Raw genomic sequence first — 24,876 nt, 5'->3', positions numbered from 1 at the left:
GCCCGCTGACGCACCTCGACCGAGTGCCGTGACGTTCCTGCCATGACTCCATCCTCCACACGCAATGGAGTCCCCATCAAAGCCGGGGCGGTTCACAGGGACTGGTGAGAGTCGCGTTGGTTGGCCGTTGCCGAGTACTGGGCACTCGAAGGCGTGAAGGTCGTGGGGGCACCGCTGCGGGAGCGGATTGGGAGCCGCCAGCCGCGTCCAACGGCACTGGGCGGCTTCTGCCTGCATTCAACCGCACCCATGGCACGCGGTGACGGCTTGTTCACACGGGTCAAAGCAGTTGTTGATCTACGTCCGGAGGCGATCGCGGCGTGGACGTCGCGCAGGTCACCGTGTCCCGACAGGCCAACCAGACCAGAGCGGTGGGACAGGCCGTCAGCCAACTCGTCGACGCCGAGGCGGTCGGACAGCCACAGCATCGGGCCGGGGTCGAGGTCGCCACTGCGCGTGGCCATGGGCAGGCCTGCCAGCGGCGTGAAGCCCATCGTGGTGTCGACCGAGCGGCCGTCGTGGACGGCGGCCAGCGAGCAGCCCGCGCCGAGGCGGCAGGTCACCACGCGGGAGCCACCGCCCGCCAACCGGACCGCGCGCCGGGCCGCGCGGGTGTGCGAGAGGCCGTGGAAACCGTAGCGGCGCATGTCCCAGCGGTCACGCCGGGCGGCGGGCAGCGGGTAGGTGGCCGCGGCACGCGCTGGTACGAGCGGCCGAGCGAGAGCGGTCGTGGCTGCACGCCGTGACCGACCGGGACGAGCGCGCCCGGCTGCAGGGCCTCGTGGCCAAGGCCCAGCAGATCCAAGGCGACGAGCCGGACGTGCGGGCCGAACTGACCGGCTGGACCGGTCCGCGAGCTGGCGACGGCATCCCACCTGCGTCCGGCGGCGTGCGCCTCGCGCCCTGGGACGAGTGGGCGATGCGCGACTTCCAGGCCTCCAAACGCCCACCGGGCATGGACTACGGGTCCGACCCGCTTGTCGTGGTGCTGTGCTCGTTCTACAACCGGCCTCTCGCCGAACCCCAAGCCGGACAGGCACTACAACGCGTCCTGCTCACCGCCATCATCCTCGGCCTCTCAGCCTCGTTCATTCCCAGGCCAACGGCGTGACCCTGCGCGATATGGCCAACGACGTCACCTTCGGAGCCCAGCGCGCTTTCTATCCACATCCTGTGGACAGTCGGAATTATTTGACGTATTTTTGTCTGCATGAACGGCTTCGTAGCCGGTGATGCCAACCCTGACCTGCTGGTCGCCGCACGTGAGGCGCTCGGGTGGACGCAGAAGCGGCTGGCCGAGGAGCTGACCCGGCTGGCGAAGGCCGACCCGGAGATCAGCCAGGGTTACGTCTCCCGTGCGGAGAAGGGCTCGCTGACGGTCACCGGTGAGCGGCTCGAGTTGTTCGCGAGCGCCCTGGGCGCGACCCCGGACCTTCTGGTCAGCGACGCGAAGCTGTGGTCGCTCGGCGAAGGGTGCCTCTACCACCGCAACCGCGCGTCGACCAAGGCGTCGACGCTGCGGCGACTGCACGCTCGGATTAACCTGTTGCGCCTTTACCTGCGGAGACTCGCCGCCGACTCCACCGTGCCCCTGCGGGAGTTCACGCTCGTTCCGATGCGGGTCGGGGGCATGGACGGGCCCGAAGACGCGGCACGTGCGCTGAGGCGCGCGCTCGACCTCCCGGACGGACCGATCGAGTCTGTGACCGCGGTCGCCGAGCAGGTGGGCGCGCTGGTGGTGCCGATGTCGCTGGGCGGGCGCGAGGTGGACGCGACCAGCCTGCACCCCCCAGGGGAGGCGCCGGTGTTCGTGGTCAACACCGACGCGCCCGCCGAGCGTCAGAGGTTCACCCTTGCACACGAGTTGGGCCACATCGCGTGCGCTCCCGCGCCGGACGTGGACGTGGAGGACCTGGCGCAGGCGTTCGCCGGCGAACTGCTCGCACCGGCATCCCAGGTGCGAGGCGATCTCCGCGCCATGCCGATCACGCCGGCCCGGTTGTTGCAGCTGAAGGCGCACTGGCGCATATCCGCGGCCGCGCTGCTGCGCCGCGCGGCCGACTTGGCTGTCATCACGGACTCCCGGTACCGCACGCTCAACACCCAGATGTCCGCGCTCGGCTGGAAGACCGGGGAACCGGAGCCGTTGCCGGACGAGGCACCGACGGTGGTGCCGACCCTCGTGGCCGCCGCGGTCCGCTCGACCGGCGGTGTTGACGCCGCGGCCGCGAAGGCGGGAACGACCGCCGAGAACCTCCGGGCAATGCTCGGCGACGATGTGTTGGGGGCAGATGATGACTGATCTCCAGGACGGCAGCGCCTCTCCATCGAACGACGGCCCGGCGAGCCCGCTCGCGCAGCTCGCCAGCCTCCCCTCGCCGAAGCGCCCAGCGGGCAGCGTCGGCGTCCTGCTCAACCGCATGCTGATCTACGCCCGCCCGGACCAGGTCCCCGCGCTGCGGCCACACGTCAACCTCGAACGCGGCGGGTTCGTCATCGCCGGCGCCAAGACGAACGACCGCATGAAATTACTCGCCGAAGACGGCTTCGAAGGCCTTGCCCTGGTCGATCCCGCCGCGTACGAGAAGTACGTCGCGACCGCGGACGCACCTTTCTGGTCCCCCGAGGACCAGTTGCTCCCGACGAGCCTCGAGGACATGCTCAACCAGCAGTTGATGGCGGGCGCGCCGGCTGCGCTCACCCCCACCAAGTTCATCGTCGCGGGCGACACCGACTCGCTCAAGGCAGCGGCACGGCAGGTGAAGCTCCTTCGACGCAACGACGTGATCTTCGTGGCACCACTGGACATCTCCTTCCTCGACCGGAAGTTCATCCGCCAGACGACGGCGATCCTGGCCGACATCGGCTGCCCGATCGCGCTCGTGCTCGGCAAGCAGTTCGACCCGCTCGCGCAGGCCGCGGCACGCATCATCCCGAACCTCAGGATGCTCGCCGCGACGATCGAGCTCATGCCGATGCGCACGGACTTCAACGCGTTCGACCTGGTTGCCCACGGCGCCTTCGCGGGTGCCATCGGCACCGGCGGATCCGTCCGGCACACCGTCGAGCCGCCGCAGAAGCCCATGGCGTTCAAACAGGACCCCTCACCGAGCGTCCTGATCCCCGAACTCATGTCCTGGTGGAAAGGCAACAAGCTCGCCGATCTATTCGGTGCCTTGGAGCACCTCGCCCCGCGCTGCCCCTGTGAAGTCTGCGCCGAGCAGAAGCTGACGAGATTCCGCCGGCGGACCGACAAGAACGAGGCCATAGCACACGCCGTCGCCGTCTGGTCCGCCTACGCGGCGGACATGCTGGATGCGCCGACGCTGCGCCAGCGCGCCCAGTACTGGCAGAATATCTGCCGCAACGCGCTCGACAACCACAAGCTCCTCCCCGCCCAGCTCAAGTTGGCGAAGCCACTCAAGCCGCAGAAGCCCTTGGAGGTCTGGGCCGAGCTGCCACTCTGGCCGACCGACCAGCCGTGAGCGTCAGCGGTCGAGCGTGTGGCGGTAGACGCGCTCGCAGAAGCGCCACCACGCGACGGTCGGCCGCCACCCGGACAGAGGTTCGGGCTCCAGCACCACGGTGGGCTCGGACCGCGGACCAACCGCGACGCCGACGCCGTACCACGATGCCTCGGCGAGAATCTCGTCAGCGTTCTCGGGAAGCTCTCGGGTGACGAACATCCGTGGGCAGTAGGCCGCGAACTCGGACGCGCGCACCAGGCCGTCACGCCAGTGCGAGGCGTACACAACGGCGAGCAGGGGGGTCACGACAGGAACGACAAGCCTGGTCACCGAGCGGCGAGTGAACTTCACCACTCCGCTAGGCGCCCGCCCAAGCACACGAAGATTCGACGGACCAACCACAGATAGGGGCACCGCCTCCCCGGAAGGCAACTCCATGAGGACGTCGAGCAACTCCATCGAGTCGAGATGGCCAAGACCCTCAGCGCGTCGACGACCGTGTTCGGCGTCATCGGTGCGGTGGACGATCGTCGCCGAGGTGCCGAAGATCCGCACCTTCGTCGAACTCGCATGCCTGTCCGGCAGGGTGAACGCGCCGCCTGACGTCGCTCCCGCCGTGTGAGCTGGGTAGGTCATCGTTCGACCCTCCTCGGGAGGGTCGAGGCGACGCGGGGAACGGTCTGCACGGCATGATCCTTCCCTAGCACGCCGACCCTTGCCCACCTCGGGTGTCACATTCCAGCCACGACTGCGGCACCACACCCGAGCCACCGGCATCGAACACCCGTTCGGGAACGATATGCAAGCCTCCGCCGACCCGTTCGCCTGGGCAGGGCCGTTTCGTGGGCCGCTCGGCGCGCTCGGTCTTGCGTGCCGTCTTCAACCCGCCGGTGGACTTCGACTTGCGCAGCAGGTGCGTTTGCGTGACCTCCTCGACGCTCACGATCGCCGGGTGCGCAGGCATGCGGACCGCATGATCCGATCGGCGCTCGCCCGCCGAAGCGGATCACGTAACAGGCAGCCACATGCCCGGACCGTGCTGCCCTGCCAGCCATCGGCCAGCCGATGTCGGTTCTGGTCCGGCCGCCGAGCAGACGGGCACGGAATCCCGTCCCGGTTGAGGTCCGTTGCGATGGGCCGGTCACCTCGACCGCGCGATCGTCGACCGACTCACCTCCGCTGGCAATATCCTCGAGACCGGCACCACCTCCTACCGGCTCGACCATGCCCGGTCGGCGACTGCGCACTGAGCCGACACTGTCGGTGGGAGCTGATTGACTGGCCGGATGTTCGAGACTCCCGACGAGCTCCACAGCCTGCAAGTCCTGCTCGACACGTCTTTGGCCGGCTCCAGCAGCCACCTCAAGTCGATCATCCGGCCAGGTGAGAGCACCTTGAACGCCGAGCAGGTCGTCCGAGTCTGCCAAGGCATGTGCACCCTGGCCATCGCCACGGTCACCCGGCGCGGTGAGCCACGCATCAGTGGCGCCGACGGGCACCTCCTGCACGGCCGCTGGATCGTCGGCACCCACCGCCAGGCCGCCAAAGCCCGTCATCTCGCGGCGCGGCCCGGCATCAGCGCGACCTTCATGCGAGGCGAGCAGCTCGGCATCTTCACGCACGGGCACGCCGTTCCGCTGAACCCCGAGGGGACGAGCAGCGACCCGACCTGGCCGGCAATCCGCGACTACCTCGTCAACCACTACGACGGCGACAGCAACGACCCGTTCTGGGACGAGAACGTCTGGTATCGCATCGACCCCACCTGGATGGTCGCCTACAGCACCGACCCCGCCGGGCTGCTCGACCAACCACTGTCAGTCTGAAGAGAGCTCGCGAGGGTCCACCTCAGGCCGTCACTCCGGAGCCAGTCGAGAGCGCCCCTGCTCGACGGTCTGCACCCCGCTCGCCATCGCCGGCGGGTGCGGCGATGGCGGCAGCAGCGCGCGCAAGCCGCCGGTGGACGTCGCCGCGTCACCGTGCACCCGGCGGATCGGGCCGGGCCGGGGCGAACCACCGCGGTCCGGGCGTGTCGTGGATGCGCGCGGTGGGCGTCGCCGTCCGGGTCTGCGACGCGCGTGAACAGCACTTCGGCGACGTATCCGCGCAGCGGCCCGGTAGCCGTGTGCATCACCTCGCCGCACCGGGATTCGGTGCCCGACGGACTCGTGTCACCGGATGTGGTCGGCGGCACCGAGGTCGGGAAGGGGGCGAGGAGCAGGTCGGTCCCCCGTGGTGGCGCGGTAGGCGGCGGAGACCTGGCCGAGGAAGAGGGTGTCCTCGACGAGGTCCGTGCCGCCGTTGACCGGGACGGGGCCGGAGGTGGGCGGGGCGCCGGCGGCACGGGCTCGCAGGGCCGCCGCCACGGCCTCGGCCTCGACGGCGGCTTCGAGGGCGCGGCCGGTGAGGCCGGCCGCGGTGGCGCGGGCGTGGGCGGATGTGGTGACGTCGGGGGTTCTGTAGGGCTGGAGGGCCAGCAGCCCGTCGCGGATCTCGATCACCCGGCGGTACAGGCGGAGCCGCAGGTGGCGCAGCACCAGGACGTCCGGCACGGTCGGCGGGTCCAGCGCGATGGCCGGGTCGGCGCGGTAGAGCGCCCGCCACAGCGGGCCCAGCCCGAGGTGCAGGCGGTAGCGGTCCAGCCAGTCCCGCGCGGCGGGCAGCGCGGCGCCGACGAGGACCAGCACGTAGGCCGTGGTGGGGAGGACCTTGCTCGGCAGGGTGGTGCGACCGAACGGGAACTCGAAGCCGAGCCGGGGCGCCACCGCCAGCACGGACTTGTCGAGCAGGTACAGCAGCCCCAACGCGGTGCCGGCGACGACGAGCCGCAGGCTGACCCGCAGGACCCGGTCCTGCGCCCGCCGGGCGTAGCGCAGGCCCAGCCGGATCACCGCGACGAAGGCGGGCACCTGCCCGGCGGCGTAGGTCAGGCTGTACTCCATGACCCACGGCGACTGCGGCAGCAGGTCGGGGAGCGCGGCGAAGAACACGCACATCAGCGCGAACGCCGCTGCTATCCACCTGGCGTGCCACCGCGAACCACGCGGCAGGCCGTTCACGCGGGCCATGAACTCCTGCGCCGCCCAGGCGGTGAACAGCATTCCCGCGTGGCTGACCAACCGCGCCGCGTGGGACTCCCCGAACAGCTGCCCCAGTGCCGCGTACACGACGGGCACCTGCGTGGTCAACGAGCACGCGAGGCCCAGCAGCACCCACCGCACGCAGCGGCGCGCGCCCTCGCCGCTGTCACGGGTGAGCACCAACGCCCACGCCAGCACGGCGGGCGCCCAGTGGCGCAGCACCTCACCCATAACGCCCGCCGCCCAGGGCACTGCGCAGCCAGCCGGTGAGCGACGAGCCCGGCGCGTCGCGCTGGCGGATGAGCGAGGCGAGCAGTTCCGCCTCCCGCTCCTCCTCCGACGAGTAGCCGGCCCGCCCGAGGACCCGCCGCACGACGTCCGGGTCCAGGCTGGGGAACAGCACCCGGGCCCGTTCGGCCGCGGACAGCGACACCGGGTAGTGGTCGCACAGCACGTGGGCCAACTCGTGCAGGATGATGTGCTCCTGGTGCGGTGGCGTCGTGCCGCTCTCGTGGAAGATCAGGTCGGTGGTGTCGGTGGCGATCCACAGGCCGCAGACGTCCCCCAGGCCGCTCAGGGGAACCAGCCGCATCGGCCTGCCCCGGCGGGCGGCGACCTGCCGGCACAGCTCGCGCACGTCGAACGGCACGGGCGTGGGCAGGTCGCGCAGGAGGGCGGCGTGGCGCCTGCGCAACCCGAACCGGTTCACGCCTCGCTGCCCGGGGGGTTCGGGTGCGGTAGTCCTTCCAGCTCGCGGACCCGGTCGACCATCTCGGCTATGGCTTCCAGGCTCTTGGCGGACAGCCCGTTGGCGCGCAGCGCGATCTGCCGCACCGGCGCGTCGCGCAGCGCGGTGAGCAGCGCCAGTTCGGCGTCGATGCGCTCGGTCTCCGCGTCGTCGAAGAAGTACGCGGGTGGCACGCCGAAGAACCCGGCCAGCGCTTCCAGGTGGCGCTTGGTGGGGTTGTCGCGGACGCCCTTGCGCAGCTGCCACAGGTAGGTCGCGGAGATCGTGGGGCCCTGCTTGGCGCGGATCGCCGCGGCGACCTCTTCGAACGAGTACTCGCCGCCGTCGCGCGGGCGGACGGACCGGAACAGGTGGTCCACCTTGGCCGCGAGGGAACCGACGTGGTCCGACATGGCGACAGCCTACCGCCCCGACAACTGGGGTGAAGGAGGAGCGGTTCATCCATTTGCCCGCGTTGACAGGCTTCTTGAGCTGAGCTTACGGTTGCCCGAGCCTCATCAACTGACGTGAATTCGACCGCGAGCTGGAGGGGTGCCCGCGGTCGGGTGTGGTCGGGGGACCGCAGTCGGGGTGGGTGGAACTCCAGCGCACATCGCTTCGCACACCCGGGGGGAACTGTGGTCGTACCGTCAGCGCGCTCAGCGAACGGGCCATCACGCAGGACGAGGTTGTTGGCAACGGCGTTGGCCCTGGTGCTCGCCGTGAGCACCGCGGAGACGCTCACTCCTCCCGCGGCCGCGGCCCCACCGGCGCCGACGCCCGCGGCGACGGCTCCGGTGGAGTCGCGGCCGGACGTCGTGTCGGCGGGGGTCAGCGCGCGGGCGCAGGGCTCGCGCGTCGAGGTGGAGTCGATGCGGACCGAGACGTCGTCCACGTGGTCGAACCCGGACGGGACGTTGACCACGGAGGCCCACGGCGCGCCGATCCGCTTCAAGGACCACGGCGGCGACTGGCGCACGATGGACCTGAAGTGGCGCAAGGACCGGGACGGCAGCGTGGCGCCGACCGGCCACCCGTTGGGCCTGAAGCTGGGCAGGAAGAACGCCAAGGCCGGGACGTCCTTCGTCACGGCGGCGGCCGACCAGGCGCGTCAGGTCGAGTGGTTGGCGCCCTGGACGTTGCCGGAACCGAAGCTGGACGGGACCAAGGCCACCTACCCGGACGTGGAACCCGGCGTCGACCTGGTGCTGCACACCCGCCGGTCCGGCTTCGAGTACGACTTCGTGGTCAAGACCCGCCCGGCCGCCGCGCCGGTGTGGCGGATCCCGCTGCGCGTCAAGGGGCTGACCGCGAGGCAGCAGCCCGACGGCACGATCGACTTCCTCGACGCCAAGGGCGAGGTGCACTCCAGCATCCCGGTGCCGCTGATGTGGGACGCCGAGGTCGACGAGCGCAGTGGCGAGAGCGTCAACCGCGCCGCGGTGGGCATCTCCGTCGAGACCGCCGCCGACGGGTCCACCAACCTCGTGGTCGCTCCCGACCCGGTGTGGTTCAACGACCCGAAGCGGACCTACCCGATCACGGTCGACCCGACCTACGCGGTCGGCACGGCGTACTCCAGCTTCGACACCTGGGTCCAGTCGGACCACACGACCGACCAGTCCGCGTCGTCGGAGCTGAAGCTGGGCACGTACAACGGTGGCGCGGTGAAGGCGCGGTCGTTCCTGAACTTCTCCGTCGCCCCGTTCAAGGGCAAGCAGATCGTGAGCGCGCACCTGTCGATGTTCGAGACGTGGTCCTACTCGTGCACCCCGTCGACGATGATCGTCCGCAGCACCCACCAGCTGGCGACCACGGCCACGCGCTGGACCGCGCAGCCGACGTTCGGCTCGCAGTACGGGTCGACGAACGTGGCCAAGGGGCACGACAGCGGCTGCCCGGCGGGACGGATGTCCGTGCCGATCACCCCGCTGGTGCAGGCGTGGTCGAGCGCGCCCTACACCGTCGGCGGCATGGTGCTGATGGCGGGCAACGAGGCCGATTCCAACTCCTGGAAGAGGTTCCACTCCAGCGAGAGCTCCGCCGACCCCTTCATCTCCTACACCTACAACCGGCCGCCCGGTGCGCCGGCGACCGTGGAGCCGAGCGAGGCCGTCGCGTACGCGGCGCCGGGTGAGACGAGTTCGTGGCTGTACTCCCCTAGTCTGCGCCCCTGGGTTCGGACGAAGGCGACGGATCCGGACGGCAACACGGTGAAGTACGTCTTCGAGTTCTACACGGGCACGGGCCCGACCTTCAGCCTGAAGGGCACCTGCACCTCATCGGTCTACGCGTCCGGCACGACGGCCGGTTGCCGTCCGGCGACGGACCTGCCGGACAACACCCTGCTCTACGTCCGGGCGAAGGCGAACGACGGCCGGCTCGACGGCCCCTGGGTCAACTACAACCAGCGGCTGCGCACGGGTGCGGCGACCCCGGCACAACCCGTCGTGTCGTGCCCGGCGCCGTTCAACGTGAGCGACACCTGGCAGGACGCCCCGCCCACCACGGACGTCACGTGCACGATCACCGCGACCGGCACCGGGTACAACGCGCCGGGCTACCTGCGGCTCATCGTGGACGGCAAGCGCCCGGCGGCGAACTTCACCGGTGGCGCGGAAGGCCAGATCAAGATCACCCCGTCGGGCGACCCGGCGGTCGCGAAGCACACCGTGACCTTCCCGAAGGACAAGGCGGGTCTGCACACCATCGTCGTCCAGGCCGAGACCCCGGCCGGCAAGCTCTCGCCGAGCCGGACCCACAAGTTCGGTTGGGGCGGCACGACGCTGACCTCGCCGACCTCGACGCCCCGGACCACCACCACCGACAACATCCGCGTCACGGCCTCCGGCCCGCCGAGGGGAACCGCCTCGTCGGTGACCGCGAAGGTGAAGTGGCGCGTCTCCGGTTACGGCGGGAACGACGACCTGATCGGCTGGAACGACGCGACCGACCTGCCGGTGACCGACAACGGCGCCGGCGGCGTCAACGTCAACGCCCTCTGGGACACGAACCTCGCCAAGATCGACGCGAACCTGGACGCCGACCCCGACACCGCCGGCATCCAGCCCACCACGCTCAACGACCGGATCCCGGTCAAGCTCGACGTCCAGGTCTGCTTCAAGTACGGCACCAGCACCGAGCAGTGCACCTGGTCCCAGAGCCCCGGCGCCACCGTGCAGCGCCTGCCGCACGCCTTCGGCAACGGTTTCCCGGTCTCGGAAGCCGGCCCCGGCCAGGTCGCCCTGTGGACCGGCGAATTCCACACCGAGAGCACCGACATCTCGGTGCCCGGCTACACCGGTGACCTGTCGCTGTCCCGGTCGCACTCGACGTTCGCCGGCGCCACCGACGCGGTCAACGGCGTCTTCGGTCCCGGATGGACCGCGCAGTTCGACGGCGCCGACGCCGGCGTGGCCGGTGCGCAGGTGGTCGACAACACCCGCGCCGACGGCACCATCGTGCTGCTGGAAGGTGACGGGACCGCCCTGGTGTTCGAGTCCCCGAACACGATGCGGCGCACCACCGCGTCCCTCCAGACCGGGACGTGGCCCGCCGCCGACGAGGAGACCTCGCTCGGCGGGGGCAAGCTGACCGTGACGGGAACCGGTGCGGCCACCACCATCGCCTACACGGAGGACGACGGCACGACCACCACCTTCACCACGACCACCGCCGGAGCCCCGACGGCGGGCGCGGGCGGGAAGTTCCGGCCGGCGGGCATCACCGAGGCGGGCGTCGCGGGGAAGACCACCTACACCTACGACCCCGCGAGTGGCCGCGTCGCCCGCATCGTGGCACCCGCCGCGCCGGGTGTCGTCTGCACCGACGCCCAGGGCGTCCACACCAACGCGGTGGGTTGCCGGTCGCTGCGGCTGGAGTACGGCACCTCGGGGTCGGCCAACGGGCGACTGGTCGCCGCGTGGCTGGACATCTTCAACCCCGACAAGACCGGCGGTCCCGGCATGGACGCGATCAAGGTCGCGGCCTACACCTACGACACGGCCGGACGCCTGGCGACGGCCACCGATCCCCGCGACAACCTCACCACCACCTACGGCTACGACTCCGGCAACCGCCTCACCTCGGTGAAACCCGCGGGCCTGGCCCCGTTCCAGCTCTCCTACACCGCCGCCCCGAACGTCAAGCTGGCGACCGTCAAGCGCGACCGGCCGGCGGGCGACCCGACCGGTGGCGTCGCGACCCTGGCGTCGTTCGTCTACGACGTGCCCACCACCGGCGCCGGCCTGCCCGACCTGTCGGCCGGCTCGGTCGAGCGCTGGAACCAGGCCGTCGCGCCGGTGAAGGGCTTCGCCGTCTTCGGCCCGGACCACCCGGTGGGCTCCACGTCGCCGTCCGGGATCGCGGCCGGCGACTGGGAGCACGCCGACCTGCAGTACACCGACGCCCAGGGCTACACGGTCAACACCGCCAAGCACGGCGCGGGCGCGTGGCAGCTCACGGCCACCGACTACAACGCCCAGGGCAACGTGGTGCGCGAACTGGACGAGCGCGCGCTGCGGCTGGTCCTCGACGGCGCGATGCCCTCCGGCGCCGCCGCCGACCAACTGGCCACGTTGACCGTCTACAACGCCGACGTCGTCAACGGCTCGACCGTGGTGACCCCGGCGGGCACCCTGGTCACCGACACCTACGGGCCGACGCGGACGGCCGCCCTGCGCGACGGCTCATCGCACTGGCTGCGCACCCACACCCGCACCGAGTTCGACCGGGGCGCACCCCACGGCGGGATCAACCCCGCGACGACCTTGCCGTACCGCCTGGCGACCGCGGCGACGATGTTCGCCCACGACCCTGGGACCGGCCAGGACGTCGAGGTCGTCTCCCGCACCCTGACCGACTACGCGCCGCCGGTGGCGGGCGACGCGGACGGGTGGGCGATGGGCCTGCCGGGCCGGGTGACCACCGACGTCGACCTCGACGGCACGCCGACCGCCGGCGACATCGTCCAGCTCACCCGCTACGACGCCGAGGGCCGTACCGTCGAGACCCGACAGCCGACCTCCACCGGCGCGGACGCGGGCACCACCAGGACCGTGCACTACACGGCGGCGGCCAACACCACGCACGCGGAGTGCGGCGGGAAACCGCAGTGGGCGGGCCTGGTCTGCAAGACCCACCCGGCCGCGGCGCCCAGCTCGGGGCCGACCCTGCCCACGACCACCACGACCGGCTTCAGCTACCTGCTCGCGCCGACCGCGGTGGTGGAGACCTCCGGCGCCGTGACCAGGACGACCAGTACCACCTACCTGCCCGACGGCCGCACGGCGTCCACCTCGACGGCCGTCACCGGCCTGGCGGGGTCGACGCCGAACACCCGCAAGGAGACCGAGTACGACCCGTTGACCGGCGCGGCCACCAAGCTGACGGCGAAGAACGCCGACGGCTCGACCGCCGGCACGGTGACCACCGGGTACGACTCGTGGGGCCGCCAGACCAGCTACCAACCCTCCGGCGAGACGCCCACCACCACCGTCTACGACGCCGCGGGTTCCGTGGCGACCGTGACCGACGCCAACGGCTCCACCCGCTACACCTACGACGGCACCGACGCCGCCGGTCGCACCGAGCACCGCGGCCTGGCCACCAAGGTCGAGGTCACCACCGCCGGCTCCACCTGGACCTCCACCGGCGCCTACGACGCCGACGGCGGCCTGATCACCCAGAAGCTGCCCGGCGGCATCACCCGGCACACCGACCTCGACAACGCCGGTGAACCGGTCGGCCTGCGCTACACCGGCCGGATCACCACCGTGGACGAGGACGGCACCACCACCGTCGACCCCGACGGCGGCTGGCTGGCCTGGTCCCAGGACAACGACGTCACCGGCCGCGTGGTCCGGGAGTGGACCCCGCAGGGCAGCGCCTTCACCGGCCCCGCCGGCAGCGACCCCGGCGACGCCGTCCCCTACGACCGCGCCTACACCTACGACCCCGCCGGCAGGCTCACCCAGGTCCGCGACCGCACCGCCGCCACCACCGGCGTCGACATCACCGACCCGGCGGAAACCCCGGCCTGCGTCACCCGCTCCTACGGCTTCGACGGCAACCACAACCGCCTGACCAAGACCACCACCCCCGCCGCCGCCGACGGCACCTGCACCACCACAGGCGGCACCACCACCAACCGCGCCTTCGACACCGCCGACCGCCCCGTCACCGGAGCCGGCGGACAGGGCGCCTACACCTACGACCCACTCGGCCGCACCCTCACCCTGCCCGCCTCGGATGCCGTTGCCCCTCAGGGCGGCGACATCACCCTGGCCTACCACGACAACGACTTGGCCAAGTCGATCACCCAGGGCGGCACCACGACCGCGTTCACCCTCGACGCCAACGACCGCCGGGCCGTCGAGACCGTGACCGGCTCGACGGGGTCGACCCAGACCGTCCACCACTACACCGACGCCTCGGACAATCCCACTTGGGTGACCGGCAACGGTGCCACCCGTCGCTACGCCGAGCTCATCGGCGGCAACCTCGCCCTGACCGTCGACAACGCCGCCGTGGCCGAACTGACCGTCGCCGACCTCCATGGCGACGTGGTGACGACGGTCGACCTGCCAGCCGCTGGTGCGGCCGCGACCTCGATCACCGGGTGGAATGCGTTCGACGAGTACGGCGCACCATCCGGTGGGAACACGGCCGGCACCGGCGAGGCCGAGTACGGCTGGCTCGGCGCCGAGCAGCGCGCCGTGTCCGGTGCGGGGCTCGTCCTCATGGGCGTGCGGTTGTACAACCCCGTCACCGGTCTGTTCACCTCCACCGACCCGGTGGTGGGCGGTGGCGCGAACAGGTACGCCTACCCGACCAACCCGATCGGCATGACCGACCTCGACGGGCGCGTCTGGGGAGTGGCATTGCTGGTGGGAGCCATCTACGCGGTGATCCGCGTCTGCTGGCGATTCAGGCAAGGCTGCGCACGCCTCGCGCAGCGGATCCGCGGCGCGATCTGGCGGGGGCTCAAATGGGTCGGTCGCAAGCTCCGGAGCGCGGCCAAATGGCTGGTGGCCGGCGCAGTGGGCGGTCTTATCGGAAACGCTCAGGACATCGCCGCCTGCGTGAAGCAGGCGAAACAAGGATATCGGGAAGGCCACCGCAAGAACTTCTTCAGACGCATCGGCCGGGCTGCCAGACGCTGCGTCACAGGCTGATCGTCGAGCTCCGCCGTCTGACCCCGTGACCACAGCTCATCCTCGGTGGCCACCACCCGACCCGTACGTGGCGGGTGGTGGCCACCGAGGATGCGCGAGAAGTGTCGTGGCATCGCTGGCTGGACTCGACAAGTGACTCAGTCGGTCGATTTACCCGAACCAAGCACATCTGAACATACCTACGAGTTCGACCTCTCGCCGCTTGAACAGAAGGACTCGACAGGGAACCTCAGGCCGGCGGCCATCTGCTTCCGCCGGGTGCCGGTGATCCTGGCGTAGCGCCTCGGCGGTGCGGCGTCGGTCATGCTGGGAGCCCTTCGGTGTCGGTGTCGATGGGGCTGCGGTGGTGGCGATGGTGGCGTTGCCGGTGAGGAAGGCGAACCAGAACCGATCGGCGGGCTCGTAGCGGACCCGACCTGCGAGTTGCCGGCGGAGTACGGCGTTCTCGTGCCGAAGCACGTGCGGTTCGGCGTCCTTCGTCGTCTCGCCGCGCAGCACCACCGCCGGCACGGACAACAACCTCCGGGTCGCCTCGAACAGCAGGGACACAATCACCCGGGCATGCCCTCAACACGCTGACACTCGCTCTACCGGCGACGACGACTTTCGAGCGGCACAGGGTTGTGGCGCCGATGTGCGGCACCCGACTCGGCGAAGTGGCAACTGGGTGAATGCTTGCCGGAGCGTCGGCCGATACGCTGGAAGAGCACCGCCATCGTTCACCCGACCAGGGGAGCTTTCATTGGTGCGCTTGCGTTTTCTCGCTCACGCCACCGGTGCCGTGGTGCTGGCGGCCGTCTTGTCCGCCGCCGTGCTCACCGGTACCGCCAGTGCGTGCAGTTGTCTGCCCTATGACACCGAACCACAGCGCTACGCACGGGCCGACCACGTGTTCAGCGGCTACGTGTCCGCGTCCACCGTCCTGGAGCGCGGCAAGCCCAACTACGTCTGGGACGACCTGCGCGCGTACACCGTGCAGGTCGACCAGGAGTACAAGGGCGACGTGCCGGCGACCGTGACCGTGACGACCCACTACGCCGGGTCCATGTGCGGGCTCTCGCTCTACGTCGGCGAGTCGTACCTGGTGTTCGCGTTCGGCGACTCCGCCGGCGGCGAGGTGTCGTCCCACTACTGCTCCGGCACCCGCCCGGCAAACGCCGGCCCGCCCGTGACGACCACGGCGATGGCCGCCCCAGCCGTAGCACCCGCCTGCACCGCCGCTGTCTGACCGCCCCCGGACCGGATGTGGGTGGCCGCCACCACCCACATCCGGACCTCGTGTTGCAGCGCCTCGGTGACATCCGTTCACAGCTGACGGCGACCTCGACCCGTAGTCGAGCGCGTAGCACCGCGTGCCGGGCCCCCGGTGCCCAGGTGTCGCTCCCGTCGAGCTCGGACGCGGACACCGGGAGCTCGTCGATGCTCCCGGTGTCCGTTCATCGGGTCGGTCGTGTCGGCGGGTGCTGTCGCCTTCGTTGGGCGTTCCGGCTCTGTGCTGCGGCGGTCGGGTCGTTCAGGGTGTGGTGAGGGAGAACCGGTTGACGGTGACGGCTCCGCCGAGGGCGGTCGTGGCGTGGTTGAAGATGGCGAACCGGTGGCCCATGAAGAAGTTCGGGCGGTCGCCGAGCGTGAACGCGGGTCCGAGCGGTGTGAAGGTCGTGCCGTTGGTGCTGTAGGAGAAGGTCGCCTGGCGTCCGGGGCCGGGTCGGATGTCGGCGGTGACGCGCAGCCAGACTCGGGTGCCGCCGGTCCCGCCGTCGACCCGGGCGAGTTGCCACTGTTGGTTGGTGCCGCCCCAGTCGCCGTACTGCACGACGCCGGCGCCGTCGTTGGTCGCCGCGTTCTGGACCTCGACCGCCTTGCCGCTGTTGCGGTTGACCAGGCGCACGTGGCCGCCGTCGGAGTGGACCAGCCGGAACTGTTGGTTGACGCCGCCGTGGTCGGTCCACTGGTGGATGGCGGCACCGTCGGCGGTCGACCAGCTGGACACGTCGAGCACCTTGCCGGAGTGCCGCGCGCGCAGCCGGTAGTAGCCGCCGCCGGCGTCCACGAACTGGAACTGCTGGTTGGTGGCGTTCGTGCGGGTCCACTGGTGCAGCGGGGCTGCGTCGGCGGTGGACACGCCGCTGACGTCCAGGGCCTTGCCACTGTTGCGGTTCAGCAGCACGTACCAGGCGGTGGTGTCGACCGTGGCGGACAGTGCCGCACTCGCGCGTTCGGTGCCGGTACCGACGGTGTTGAAGCCCGAGTCCATGGTGTGGCCGTCGGTCATGGAGATCCGGGTGACGCCGTTGTCGCGGCGCAGTCCGATCCAGGCCGAGGAGTCGCGGAGGATCGCCAGACCGGCCCGGTCGCCGTTGGCCATCCGGGACGGGTCGAGTTCGACGGTGGCCGTGGAAGAAGGACCTTGGATGCGGTGGGTGAGGGTGTTGCGGGCCCGGTAGAGGTCGTTCGTGACGGTCGCGGTCTGGAGCCTGAGGCCGTTCCCGGTGGTCCACTTCGTGTCGTCGGGGTTGTGGTTCCACTCCCACTTCGCGGCCAGGGTCGCGGCGGTGAACTGGTCCGTCCCGATCAGGGACGGCACGGGGTGCGGGGGGAGGTTCGGGAACGGATAGCTGCTCCCCCAGGTGCCGTTGACGGTGGTGACCTTCGGCCAGCCGTCCGAGGTCCAGGTGATCGGGGCCAGGGCGGGCACGCGGCCGCCGGGGTAGGCGTCCACGAAGCCCATGTAGTACCAGTCGCCGTTCGGAGTGGAGACGAGCCCGCCCTGGTGCGGGATGCCGCCGCCGGGGATCGGGCCCGGCATGTCGAGCAGCACCTCCCGGACTTCGTAAGGGCCCCACGGCGACGAGGACTTGAGGATGTACTGGCCGTTCGGGGGCTTGGTGAGGAACATGTAGTAGCTGCCGTTGATCTTGTAGAACCGGGCGCCCTCCATGCCGCCGATCTCCGGCGGACTGGAGAAGACGTGCTCGTTGCGGACCTCGGTCTTGCCGTCGGCCGAGAGCTGCGCGACGTAGAGCTCGGTGTTGCCGTAGGCGACGTACATGGTGTCGTCGGTGTCGACGAGCATGCCCGCGTCGTAGTAGGAGCGGGGGAACTCGGCGTGGCGGGTCCAGGGTCCGGCGGGGTTGGTGGCGGTGTACATGAACGAGCGGTGGAAGTCGATCTGCCCGAGCCAGTAGAAGCGGTTCTCACCGGCGCGGTGGGTGAGCGAGGAGGCCCAGATGCCGACGATGTAGCGGTGGCCGCCGTTGAGGTCGTACCAGTCGCTGAAGTCGAGCCTCGGCACGGAGTGCCCGATGAACTCCCATTTCACGAGGTCGCGGGAATGCAGGACCGGGGCTCCGGGCGAGTAGTGCATCGTGGACGCGGTCATGTAGAAGTCCGCACCGACGCGGATGATCTCCAGGTCGGCGAAGTCCTGCCAGATGACGGGGTTCGCGTAAGTCGACTCCTGGGCTCCGGCCGGGGTGGACGGGTCGAGAGCGGTACCGGCGGCGACCCCGGCGAGCACGCCGGCCCCGCCGATGAGCACCCGCCTGCGGCTCATGGGAAATTCAGGCCAGGACATGGTGTTGTCCTTTCGTGGGGAGGGACCGGACCGGGCGGTCGCCGACCTGCGGGTGCGCCGACGCCGGTCCCGTGCGGCTCGGTCGGCGAAGGCCTGGACGGGGTCGGGCGCCGGGTTGCCGGCCCGGGCCCGACCCCGTGTCGGTTCAGCTCTTGCCGGTCAGGCGCCAGACCTGGTTCTTCTTGGTGGCCAGGGCACTGGCGGAGTCACAGGTCCACTGGTGGACCAGTGCTCCGACGGCGGTGGAGATCCCGCTGACGTCCACGCACTTGCCGCTGTGCACCGCGACGAGCTGGTAGTCGGCGGCGGAGACCTGCCGCAGCGCGAACTGCTGGTTCGTGCCGCCGTGGCAGGTCCACTGGTGGACCGCCGCGCCGTCGGCGGTGGAGACGCCGCGGACGTCGAGGCACTTGCCGCTGGAGCGGTTCACCAGGGAGTAGGTGTCCGCGACCCCTTGCACAGGGCGGAAGTCGAACCGCTGTTCCTCACCGGCGCCGCAGGTGTACTGCCGGTACTGGGTGCCGTCGGCGGTGCTCCGGTCGGGGTCGTCCAGGCAGTACCCGCTGTGCTGGGCGACGGCGGTCGACGAGAAGCTGGACTGGCCGGTGCTGAACTGCCACCAGTTCACGTTGAACAGGTACCCGCTGCCCCCGACGAAGCGCAGGTACAGATCGCGGGTCCCGGTCGCGCCGGTGACAGGGCACGAGACCGTGCTCCAGGTCTGCCAGCCTCCGGTGCCCGACACAGTGCACGTCCCGACCGTCGGCCCAGTAGGACTGTCCAGGTGCAGCTCGACTCGGCCGCCGCTGGTGTCCGAGGCCACCCTGGTGGTGAACGAGCCGGCACCGGCGCCGAACGCCACGCCCTTGACCTTGATGTAATCGCCGTTCTCAACCCAGCTGACGTTCATCCCGCCCTCGCTGGAGGGCTCGGTTTCGATGCCGCTCCCCCACGCGATGGTCTCGGCCTCCTGGCGGACGTACGGGTTGAGCGTGTCCGCCTGGGGCGCGCCGGAAGTGGTCATGTCCATGGTCGGGATCGTGCCGTCGGCGTTGTAGCTGAACTTCTCCACCGCCACCGAGCGGGTGAAACCGCCGCCGCCGGGCAAGGCGCCGTTGTGGTAGAAGAAGTACGAACCGCCCTTGAAGTCGACGATCCCGGCGTGGTTGGTGAAGCTGGAGCCCTGCGTTGGCATGATCGTGCCGCGGTAGGTCCACGGCCCGGTCGGGCTCGGTGCGGTGGAGTAGCCGATGAACTCCCCGCAGCACTTGGCGGCGAAGACGATGTAGTACAGGCCGTTGCGCTTGTAGACCCACGGCCCTTCCTCGTACAGCGTCGGCCGGTTCGGGTCGCCGGTCCGCTCGCCGAACCCGGCGGTGGTGAGCGGGATCTGGGTGGGGCTGCCCGAGAACGAGGTCATGTCGGCGTTGAGGCGCACGTACCACAGGTTGGGGTTGCCCCAGTACAGGTAAGCCTGACCGTCATCGTCGATGAAGACCGTCGGGTCGATCTCACTGTTCTCCACCAGTGGCCGGCCGATGGCGTCGCGGAAGGGGCCGGTGGGGCTGTCCGACACCGCCACGCCGATGGCGAACTGGCCGGTCGCCCGGACCGACACCGGCACGTACCAGTAGAACTTGCCGCCCCGTTCGACGGCCTGGCCCGCCCACGCGTTGGCGCCCGCCCAGCTGAAGGTGTCCAGGCTGAGCGGTGAGCCGTGATCGGTCCAGTTGACCATGTCGGCGGAGGACCACACCCGCCAGTCCTTCATCACGAAGGAGGTGGAGCCGTCCTCGTCGTGCCCGGTGTAGAGGTAGACCCGCCCGTTGTGCACCAGTGGGGAAGGGTCGGCCGTGTAGACGTGCTGCACGATCGGGTTGTCTGCCCGGGCCACGGCCGGAAGAAATGCCGTCATGAAGAGAAGGCTCAACGTCAAGGCGAGGACGCGTTTCGACGACCTCTGAAGTGTGAATGTCACCGCTTGAGTCCCTTATTCGGTTGGGATACGAAGGGGTGGCGTCGGCGGGGAACCGCCAGAAGCCGGACCTCTAGCGCTGCAGGGTCAGCACGCCCGGCCGGTACGGCAGGAGGCCGTACTCCATGCCGTCGGTGCTGGGGTCGCGCCCCTGGTACAGGAACTGCAGGTTGCAAGGGTCGATGGTCTTGGTCTGGTCGGGGTTGGCGCGGACCACATCGCCGTGGCTGATGTCGTTGGTCCAGGTCGCGCCGCTGTTGGCCCTGCCGGCGAAGGGGTTGCCCTGGGTGTCGGCCTGCGGTGTCCACGTGCCGTCCAGGCTGGTGGCCGTGAACGAGCGGAAGAAGCGGCCGCGCCAGTCCTGCGCCTCGACGATCATGAGGTACTGGTTCTGGTCCTTGACCTTGTAGACCTCGACCGCCTCGAACAGGTTCTCCGGCGTGTCGCTCATGATCTTCGTGTACGACGAACCGAAGCTGCTCGGGAAGTTGCCGATGGGCATGCTGGCGCGGTAGATGCCGCCGCGGTCGTCGGCGAAGAACAGGTACATGTTCTTGTCATCGGCGATGAGGGTCTGGTCGATGGGGGCCGCAGGGGCGGGGAGGGTGCCCGTGAACAGCGTCTGCTGCGGGCCCCAGCCGTTGGGGTTGGTGGGGTCGCTCGAGGTGCGGTAGGAGAAGGGGTCCGGCCAACCCCCCCACTGGTAGGCGAGCACCCAGATGTTCTTCGGGGCGAAGTAGAGCAGCGTCGGCGCGATGGCACCGAAGGACATCCTGTTCTGGGTGGCCGACGCCATGTCGGACCAGTTCGTGAAGGGGCTGAGGGCGGTCGATTCCCAGCGCCCCTGCTCACCGGTGAGGCCATTGTGCGTCGTGGCATAGACGAGGTTCTGGCCGTTGTGCTTCACGGCGGTGAAGTCCTTGAGCGAGACCCACCCCGCGCTCGGGGTTGCCAACGGGCCGGTCGACGACCAGCGGTACGTCGACGGCAGCGTGCACGCGCCGCCGCCCCCGTCGACCCGGGCGAGTTGCCACTGCTGGTTGGTGCCGCCCCAGTCGCTGTACTGCACGACGTTGCCGCCGTCGTTGGTCGCCGCGTTCTGGACCTCGACCGCCTTGCCGCTGTTGCGGTTGATCAACCGGACGTAGCCGCTGTCGGAGTCGGCCAACCGGAACTGCTGGTTGGTTCCACCGTGCTCGGTCCACTGGTGGATGGCGGCACCGTCGGCCGTCGACCAGCTCGACACGTCCAGCACCTTGCCCGAGAACCGCGACTTGATCCGGTAGTAGCCGCTGCCGGAGTCCACGAACTGGAACTGCTGGTTGTCGGCGTTGGTGCGGGCCCACTGGACGACGTTGCCGCCGTCGGCGGTGGAGAAGTTGTAGACGTCGAGGGCCTTGCCGCTGTTGCGGTTCACCAGTACGTACCAGGCAGCGGTGTCCACCGTGGCGGCCGACGCCGACGTCGTGACCACCGAGAGCAACCCGCCCGCGAACGCCACCGCCGCCGCGGCGGCCAACCCCGACCGCAACCGACGACGCCACCTCGCGGTGCGCGCAAACCCAACCGACATAGCATCTTTCCTCTCATGGGGACCGTCGACCTGAACCGGGGCCCGATCGGCGCGGACGCCGACGACACCCGCGCACGGCCAACGGCCAAACGGAGTGTTAGCGCTAACAATTTCCGGGACGGCGATCTAGGCGTGAATATGGAGGTATAAGCGATAGGTCAGCCGACCCGGCGGTACAACTGAACATTCCCTGCGATCGAACTGCTTGCCGTGATCGGGTCACGAAAGGGCAGCTCGCGGGGTTTCTAGGCGTTGCGGCGCTGCCACTGCTGGTTGGCGCCGGTGCCGCAGGTCCACTGGACCAGGCGTGCGCCGTCGGTGGTCGACGCCTCGAACACGTCCAGGCACTTGCCGCTGTGCTGGGCCACCAGCCGCACGTAGCCGCTGCCCGCGTCCTGCACGCGCCAGCGCTGGTTGGCCTGACCGTTGCACGACCACTGCGCCACGCGCACGCCGTCAGCGGTGGCACCAACGCCGCCGTACACGTCCAAGCAAAGTCCACTGTGGACGCTCACGATGGTGGACGTGCCGTCACCGAGGTCGCGGAACCGCCAGCGCTGGTTGGCCTGACCGTTCGGAGCCCACTGCACGACGTCGCCGCCGTCCGCGGTCGACTGGTCGTACACGTCGGCGAGCTTGCCGCTGTGCCGCGCGGTCAGCGTCTGCTCGGCGGTCACCGGAACGGTGCTCTGCGGCGCCAGCCGGTACAGGCCGGAGCCGTGTGCGGGCAACGACCGCGTGAGCGTGCCGCTCGCAGTCCCCAGGCCGGCGCCCGACCACAGGTCGGTCACGGTGGCGGACCCGATGCCGAGGTCGGAGAGCGTGACGGACACGTTCGCGGTGGAACCGCCACGGTTGAACAGCGCCACGTACCTGTCCGCCGAGCCGGGCACGTCCGCCGTCCACACCTCTTGCGTGCCGCCGTAGAGCCGCCGGTTGTTGGTGCTGTGCTGGTCCACGGCCAGCACGGCGGAGTTCGTCATGAGCGCCAGCTCGGACGCCCGGTTCTGGGTCAGGTCACCGCCCCACATCAGCGGCGACTTGGTGATCGACCACAGGGTCATCAGCGTGTACTGCTCGTCCGGCGTCAGGTTGGAGTACCGCGGCTCACCGACCGGTCCCGCCTGGGACAGCCGCCCGATCGGGATCATGTCCGGGTCGGGCCATGCGCCGGGCCTGCGGTGCGGCGTCCACGCGTGCAGCCGCTCGAACAGGGCGTCGACCGATCCCCAGTTGTCCCACAGGTCGTTCACGATCCGCCACATGTTGGCGTTGTTGGCGACGTGCGTGCCGTTGTCGGTCGACGTCGGGCCCGGGGAGAGGCTGAGCACCATGGGTCGGCCGCTGCGCTGGATCGCGAGCTTGTAGCCCTCGATCTCGGCCTGCCGGTAGGTGGGCGCGGCGATGTCGTCGACCTTGACGTAGTCCACGCCCCACGCGGCGAGCTGTTTGAACTGGGCGTCCAGGTAGGCCTGGGCGCAGGGGTTGGCCATGTCCAGGCCCCAGTTGAGGTTCAACCAGGCCGCGGTCGTGTTGTTCTCGATCTCGCCGGCCCGGCAATTCGTGCCCGCCACCGGCAGGTTGTCCGCGACCACCTGGCGCGGGATGCCCCGCATCAGGTGCACGCCGAACTTCAGACCGGCCGCGTGGATGTAGTCGGCCAGCGGCTTGAACCCGTTGGTGCCCGAGGCGGACGGGAACCGGGTGGTGTCGGGCAGCAGCAGGCCGTTGGCGTCGGTGCGCAGGCGGGGTTGGAAGTTGGCGTCCTGGTTCGGACTCCCCGTGTGCCGGCCCGGGTAGTACCAGGCCCAGTCGATGACGATGTACTGCCAGCCGTGCTGCTTGAGGTTGTCGCGCATGTAGTCGGCGTTGGCCTTGACCTGCGCCTCGGTGACGTTCCAGTTGAACGAGTCGTAGCTGTTCCAGCCCAGCGGCGGCGTCGTGGCGACCCCGTTGTCCCAGGCCACGGCGGACTGCTCGGACCCGGTCGTCAGGGTGGTCGCCATCAGAGTCGCGGCGGCGAGCACCAGGCCCGCCCGCCGCGCTGTCGTTCGGACTCCACGCACACTTGTCTCCACTCGTCGTCGAGCGATGTGATCGGTAACACGAGACGGCGCGCCAGAGTGTGCTGGGCATGCGTGATCACTGTCAAGAAGGGAAAGTGAACGTTAACATTTCAGCGGCGTGCGCAGCGGCTTCAGGGTCTGCGGGACCGCCTCGTGCCGCACTACGCGCCGCTGGTGAAGTACGTCGCGGGAAGCGTCGAGAGCCTGGCGGGCAGCTCGTCGTCCTGGGCGTAGAGCGTCTTGGTCGCTCCTCCCCCGCTCCGCTTGGGCTCGGCGCTCTGGTGACGAGTCGGGCGGCCGGTGCGGTGTCCGCGGGCGCGCGACTGGAGGGGCAACGAGCGATGGCCACTGACGTGATCATTTGAGCGACTGCGGATTCTCGTCGAATCGCGACGAACGGGCAAGGGCGGTGGGCGCTAAATATATTGGCGCGAACATTAGCATTCGGCTGGTTCGGGTCGGCGCGGCGGCGGCCTGTTCCGCGCAGCGTCGCTGCATTTCGGGAACGCGCCCGGAGAAAGCTACTCCATCCAGTGGAATTCGCAGAAGTTCCGAGAAGACTTCTTGTGAACGGAAACACGGGACTGCCACACTTCTGCTCGGCACGGCCAGGCGTACTTCGAGCGCCGGTGTCGTGCCCGGTAGCCCCGCCGCCACGTGGATGCCGTCCCGGAGTGTTCAGGGTGAAGCCGACTGCGAAGTCGGTGCCGCGCAAGGCCTACCTGGTGGACGCACGTCGCCGACCAGGGCGGATGCGGTGTGTCGACTCGCGCTCGACCCGTTGATCGGATTCCGAGGAGCGGAGATGGCAGTGAGCAGTTCCGCGCGATGGCGTGGATCGCGCCGACTGGTCGCCTGCCCGCCGGCGGCATGGCTGGGTGCACCCGTGATGGTCCCGTCCCGCGTCCTCGAACCGGTTCAGCCAGTCCAAGGCGTCGTTTAGCAGACTTGAGCTGTACGAAGTCAATTGCAATGGAACCTGATTGATTCTGCCTACCTGGTCGAGTTCTCGGAGTCCTGGGGTCGTGGTTCGACGCGCGGGGTGGCGGGTTCGTCGGTCGGGTGTCCGGATTCCGCGGTGGATCGCTCGCCGGTGTGCTCGGCCGCTACAGCGGTCGGACCAAAGCCGTAGGAGAGGAGCGTAGGCGATGGCCGGTCGGCCCGTTCGCGTAGCCGTGGTCGGTCTGGGTTTCGGTGCCGAGTTCGTCCCGATCTACCAACGTCATCCGCAGGCCGAGC

At 69.7% G+C, this 24,876-nt stretch carries 17 protein-coding genes; 6 read left to right on the top strand and 11 right to left on the bottom strand.

Going from position 1 to position 24,876, the window contains the following annotated elements:
• Nucleotides 1-92 precede the first annotated feature (92 nt).
• Nucleotides 93-647, bottom strand: coding sequence for a hypothetical protein (locus AB0K14_RS40475; protein ID WP_360465695.1), 555 nt, complete (start codon nucleotides 645-647; stop codon nucleotides 93-95).
• Nucleotides 648-742: 95 nt separating this feature from the next.
• Here AB0K14_RS40475 and AB0K14_RS40470 point away from each other — a divergent pair, with 95 nt between their 5' ends.
• From AB0K14_RS40470 to AB0K14_RS40460, 3 genes are all read left to right on the top strand, one after another.
• The gene (locus tag AB0K14_RS40470) at nucleotides 743-1,111 is read left to right on the top strand and encodes a hypothetical protein (protein ID WP_360465692.1); all 369 of its coding nucleotides are present in this window, start codon (nucleotides 743-745) and stop codon (nucleotides 1,109-1,111) included.
• Nucleotides 1,112-1,210: 99 nt separating this feature from the next.
• Nucleotides 1,211-2,302: an XRE family transcriptional regulator gene (locus AB0K14_RS40465; RefSeq protein WP_360465690.1), complete on the top strand. Its 1,092-nt coding sequence runs from the start codon at nucleotides 1,211-1,213 to the stop codon at nucleotides 2,300-2,302.
• A complete protein-coding gene (locus tag AB0K14_RS40460; RefSeq protein ID WP_360465687.1) occupies nucleotides 2,292-3,485 on the top strand; it encodes a hypothetical protein in 1,194 nt (397 codons plus the stop codon). The genes AB0K14_RS40465 and AB0K14_RS40460 overlap by 11 nt, the downstream gene beginning before the upstream one ends.
• A 3-nt stretch (nucleotides 3,486-3,488) precedes the next feature.
• Here AB0K14_RS40460 and AB0K14_RS40455 read toward each other — a convergent pair whose 3' ends face one another.
• A complete protein-coding gene (locus tag AB0K14_RS40455; protein ID WP_360465684.1) occupies nucleotides 3,489-4,103 on the bottom strand; it encodes a hypothetical protein in 615 nt (204 codons plus the stop codon).
• 64 nt (nucleotides 4,104-4,167) lie between these two features.
• Nucleotides 4,168-4,410 (bottom strand): hypothetical protein, encoded by a 243-nt coding sequence (locus AB0K14_RS40450; RefSeq protein WP_360465682.1) that lies wholly within the window; start codon nucleotides 4,408-4,410, stop codon nucleotides 4,168-4,170.
• A gap of 343 nt (nucleotides 4,411-4,753) precedes the next feature.
• On the opposite strand from AB0K14_RS40450, the gene AB0K14_RS40445 reads away from it, so the two are divergent.
• Entirely contained in the window at nucleotides 4,754-5,293 is a 540-nt protein-coding gene (locus AB0K14_RS40445; protein WP_360465679.1) for a pyridoxamine 5'-phosphate oxidase family protein, read from the top strand.
• A 345-nt stretch (nucleotides 5,294-5,638) separates the two neighbouring features.
• Here the strand turns inward: AB0K14_RS40445 and AB0K14_RS40440 are convergent, their stop codons facing one another.
• The 3 genes from AB0K14_RS40440 to AB0K14_RS40430 are packed head-to-tail and all read right to left on the bottom strand — an operon-like array spanning nucleotide 5,639 to nucleotide 7,687.
• Nucleotides 5,639-6,778: an MAB_1171c family putative transporter gene (locus AB0K14_RS40440; RefSeq protein ID WP_360465676.1), complete on the bottom strand. Its 1,140-nt coding sequence runs from the start codon at nucleotides 6,776-6,778 to the stop codon at nucleotides 5,639-5,641.
• Nucleotides 6,771-7,256, bottom strand: a complete 486-nt coding sequence (locus tag AB0K14_RS40435) for a hypothetical protein (RefSeq protein WP_360465673.1) — start codon at nucleotides 7,254-7,256, stop codon at nucleotides 6,771-6,773. The genes AB0K14_RS40440 and AB0K14_RS40435 overlap by 8 nt, the downstream gene beginning before the upstream one ends.
• Nucleotides 7,253-7,687 (bottom strand): helix-turn-helix domain-containing protein, encoded by a 435-nt coding sequence (locus AB0K14_RS40430; protein ID WP_360465670.1) that lies wholly within the window; start codon nucleotides 7,685-7,687, stop codon nucleotides 7,253-7,255. Before AB0K14_RS40430 ends, AB0K14_RS40435 begins: the two co-directional genes overlap by 4 nt.
• 279 nt (nucleotides 7,688-7,966) lie before the next feature.
• Here AB0K14_RS40430 and AB0K14_RS40425 point away from each other — a divergent pair, with 279 nt between their 5' ends.
• Nucleotides 7,967-14,449 (top strand): DNRLRE domain-containing protein, encoded by a 6,483-nt coding sequence (locus tag AB0K14_RS40425; protein WP_360465667.1) that lies wholly within the window; start codon nucleotides 7,967-7,969, stop codon nucleotides 14,447-14,449.
• A gap of 150 nt (nucleotides 14,450-14,599) precedes the next feature.
• Here the strand turns inward: AB0K14_RS40425 and AB0K14_RS40420 are convergent, their stop codons facing one another.
• Nucleotides 14,600-14,998 (bottom strand): hypothetical protein, encoded by a 399-nt coding sequence (locus AB0K14_RS40420; protein WP_360465664.1) that lies wholly within the window; start codon nucleotides 14,996-14,998, stop codon nucleotides 14,600-14,602.
• Between the two features lie 202 nt (nucleotides 14,999-15,200).
• Between AB0K14_RS40420 and AB0K14_RS40415 the strand changes: the two genes are divergently transcribed.
• Entirely contained in the window at nucleotides 15,201-15,677 is a 477-nt protein-coding gene (locus AB0K14_RS40415; protein ID WP_360465661.1) for a hypothetical protein, read from the top strand.
• A 285-nt stretch (nucleotides 15,678-15,962) separates the two neighbouring features.
• Here the strand turns inward: AB0K14_RS40415 and AB0K14_RS40410 are convergent, their stop codons facing one another.
• The 4 genes from AB0K14_RS40410 to AB0K14_RS40395 all read right to left on the bottom strand — a co-directional run bounded on the left by AB0K14_RS40410 (nucleotide 15,963) and on the right by AB0K14_RS40395 (nucleotide 23,637).
• On the bottom strand, nucleotides 15,963-18,023 hold the full coding sequence (locus AB0K14_RS40410; protein WP_360465658.1) for a family 43 glycosylhydrolase: 2,061 nt from the start codon (nucleotides 18,021-18,023) through the stop codon (nucleotides 15,963-15,965).
• 145 nt (nucleotides 18,024-18,168) lie between these two features.
• Nucleotides 18,169-19,938, bottom strand: coding sequence for a family 43 glycosylhydrolase (locus tag AB0K14_RS40405; protein ID WP_360465655.1), 1,770 nt, complete (start codon nucleotides 19,936-19,938; stop codon nucleotides 18,169-18,171).
• Nucleotides 19,939-20,071: 133 nt separating this feature from the next.
• On the bottom strand, nucleotides 20,072-21,571 hold the full coding sequence (locus AB0K14_RS40400) for a non-reducing end alpha-L-arabinofuranosidase family hydrolase (RefSeq protein WP_360465652.1): 1,500 nt from the start codon (nucleotides 21,569-21,571) through the stop codon (nucleotides 20,072-20,074).
• A 245-nt stretch (nucleotides 21,572-21,816) separates the two neighbouring features.
• Nucleotides 21,817-23,637, bottom strand: a complete 1,821-nt coding sequence (locus AB0K14_RS40395) for an alpha-galactosidase (RefSeq protein ID WP_360465649.1) — start codon at nucleotides 23,635-23,637, stop codon at nucleotides 21,817-21,819.
• Nucleotides 23,638-24,876 lie beyond the last annotated feature (1,239 nt).

It is taken from the genome of Actinosynnema sp. NPDC050801 (assembly GCF_040673975.1).
GTDB lineage: Bacteria > Actinomycetota > Actinomycetes > Mycobacteriales > Pseudonocardiaceae > Actinosynnema.
The sequence above is the reverse complement of the archived record's forward strand: the minus strand, read 5'-3'. Positions and strand labels throughout refer to the sequence as shown.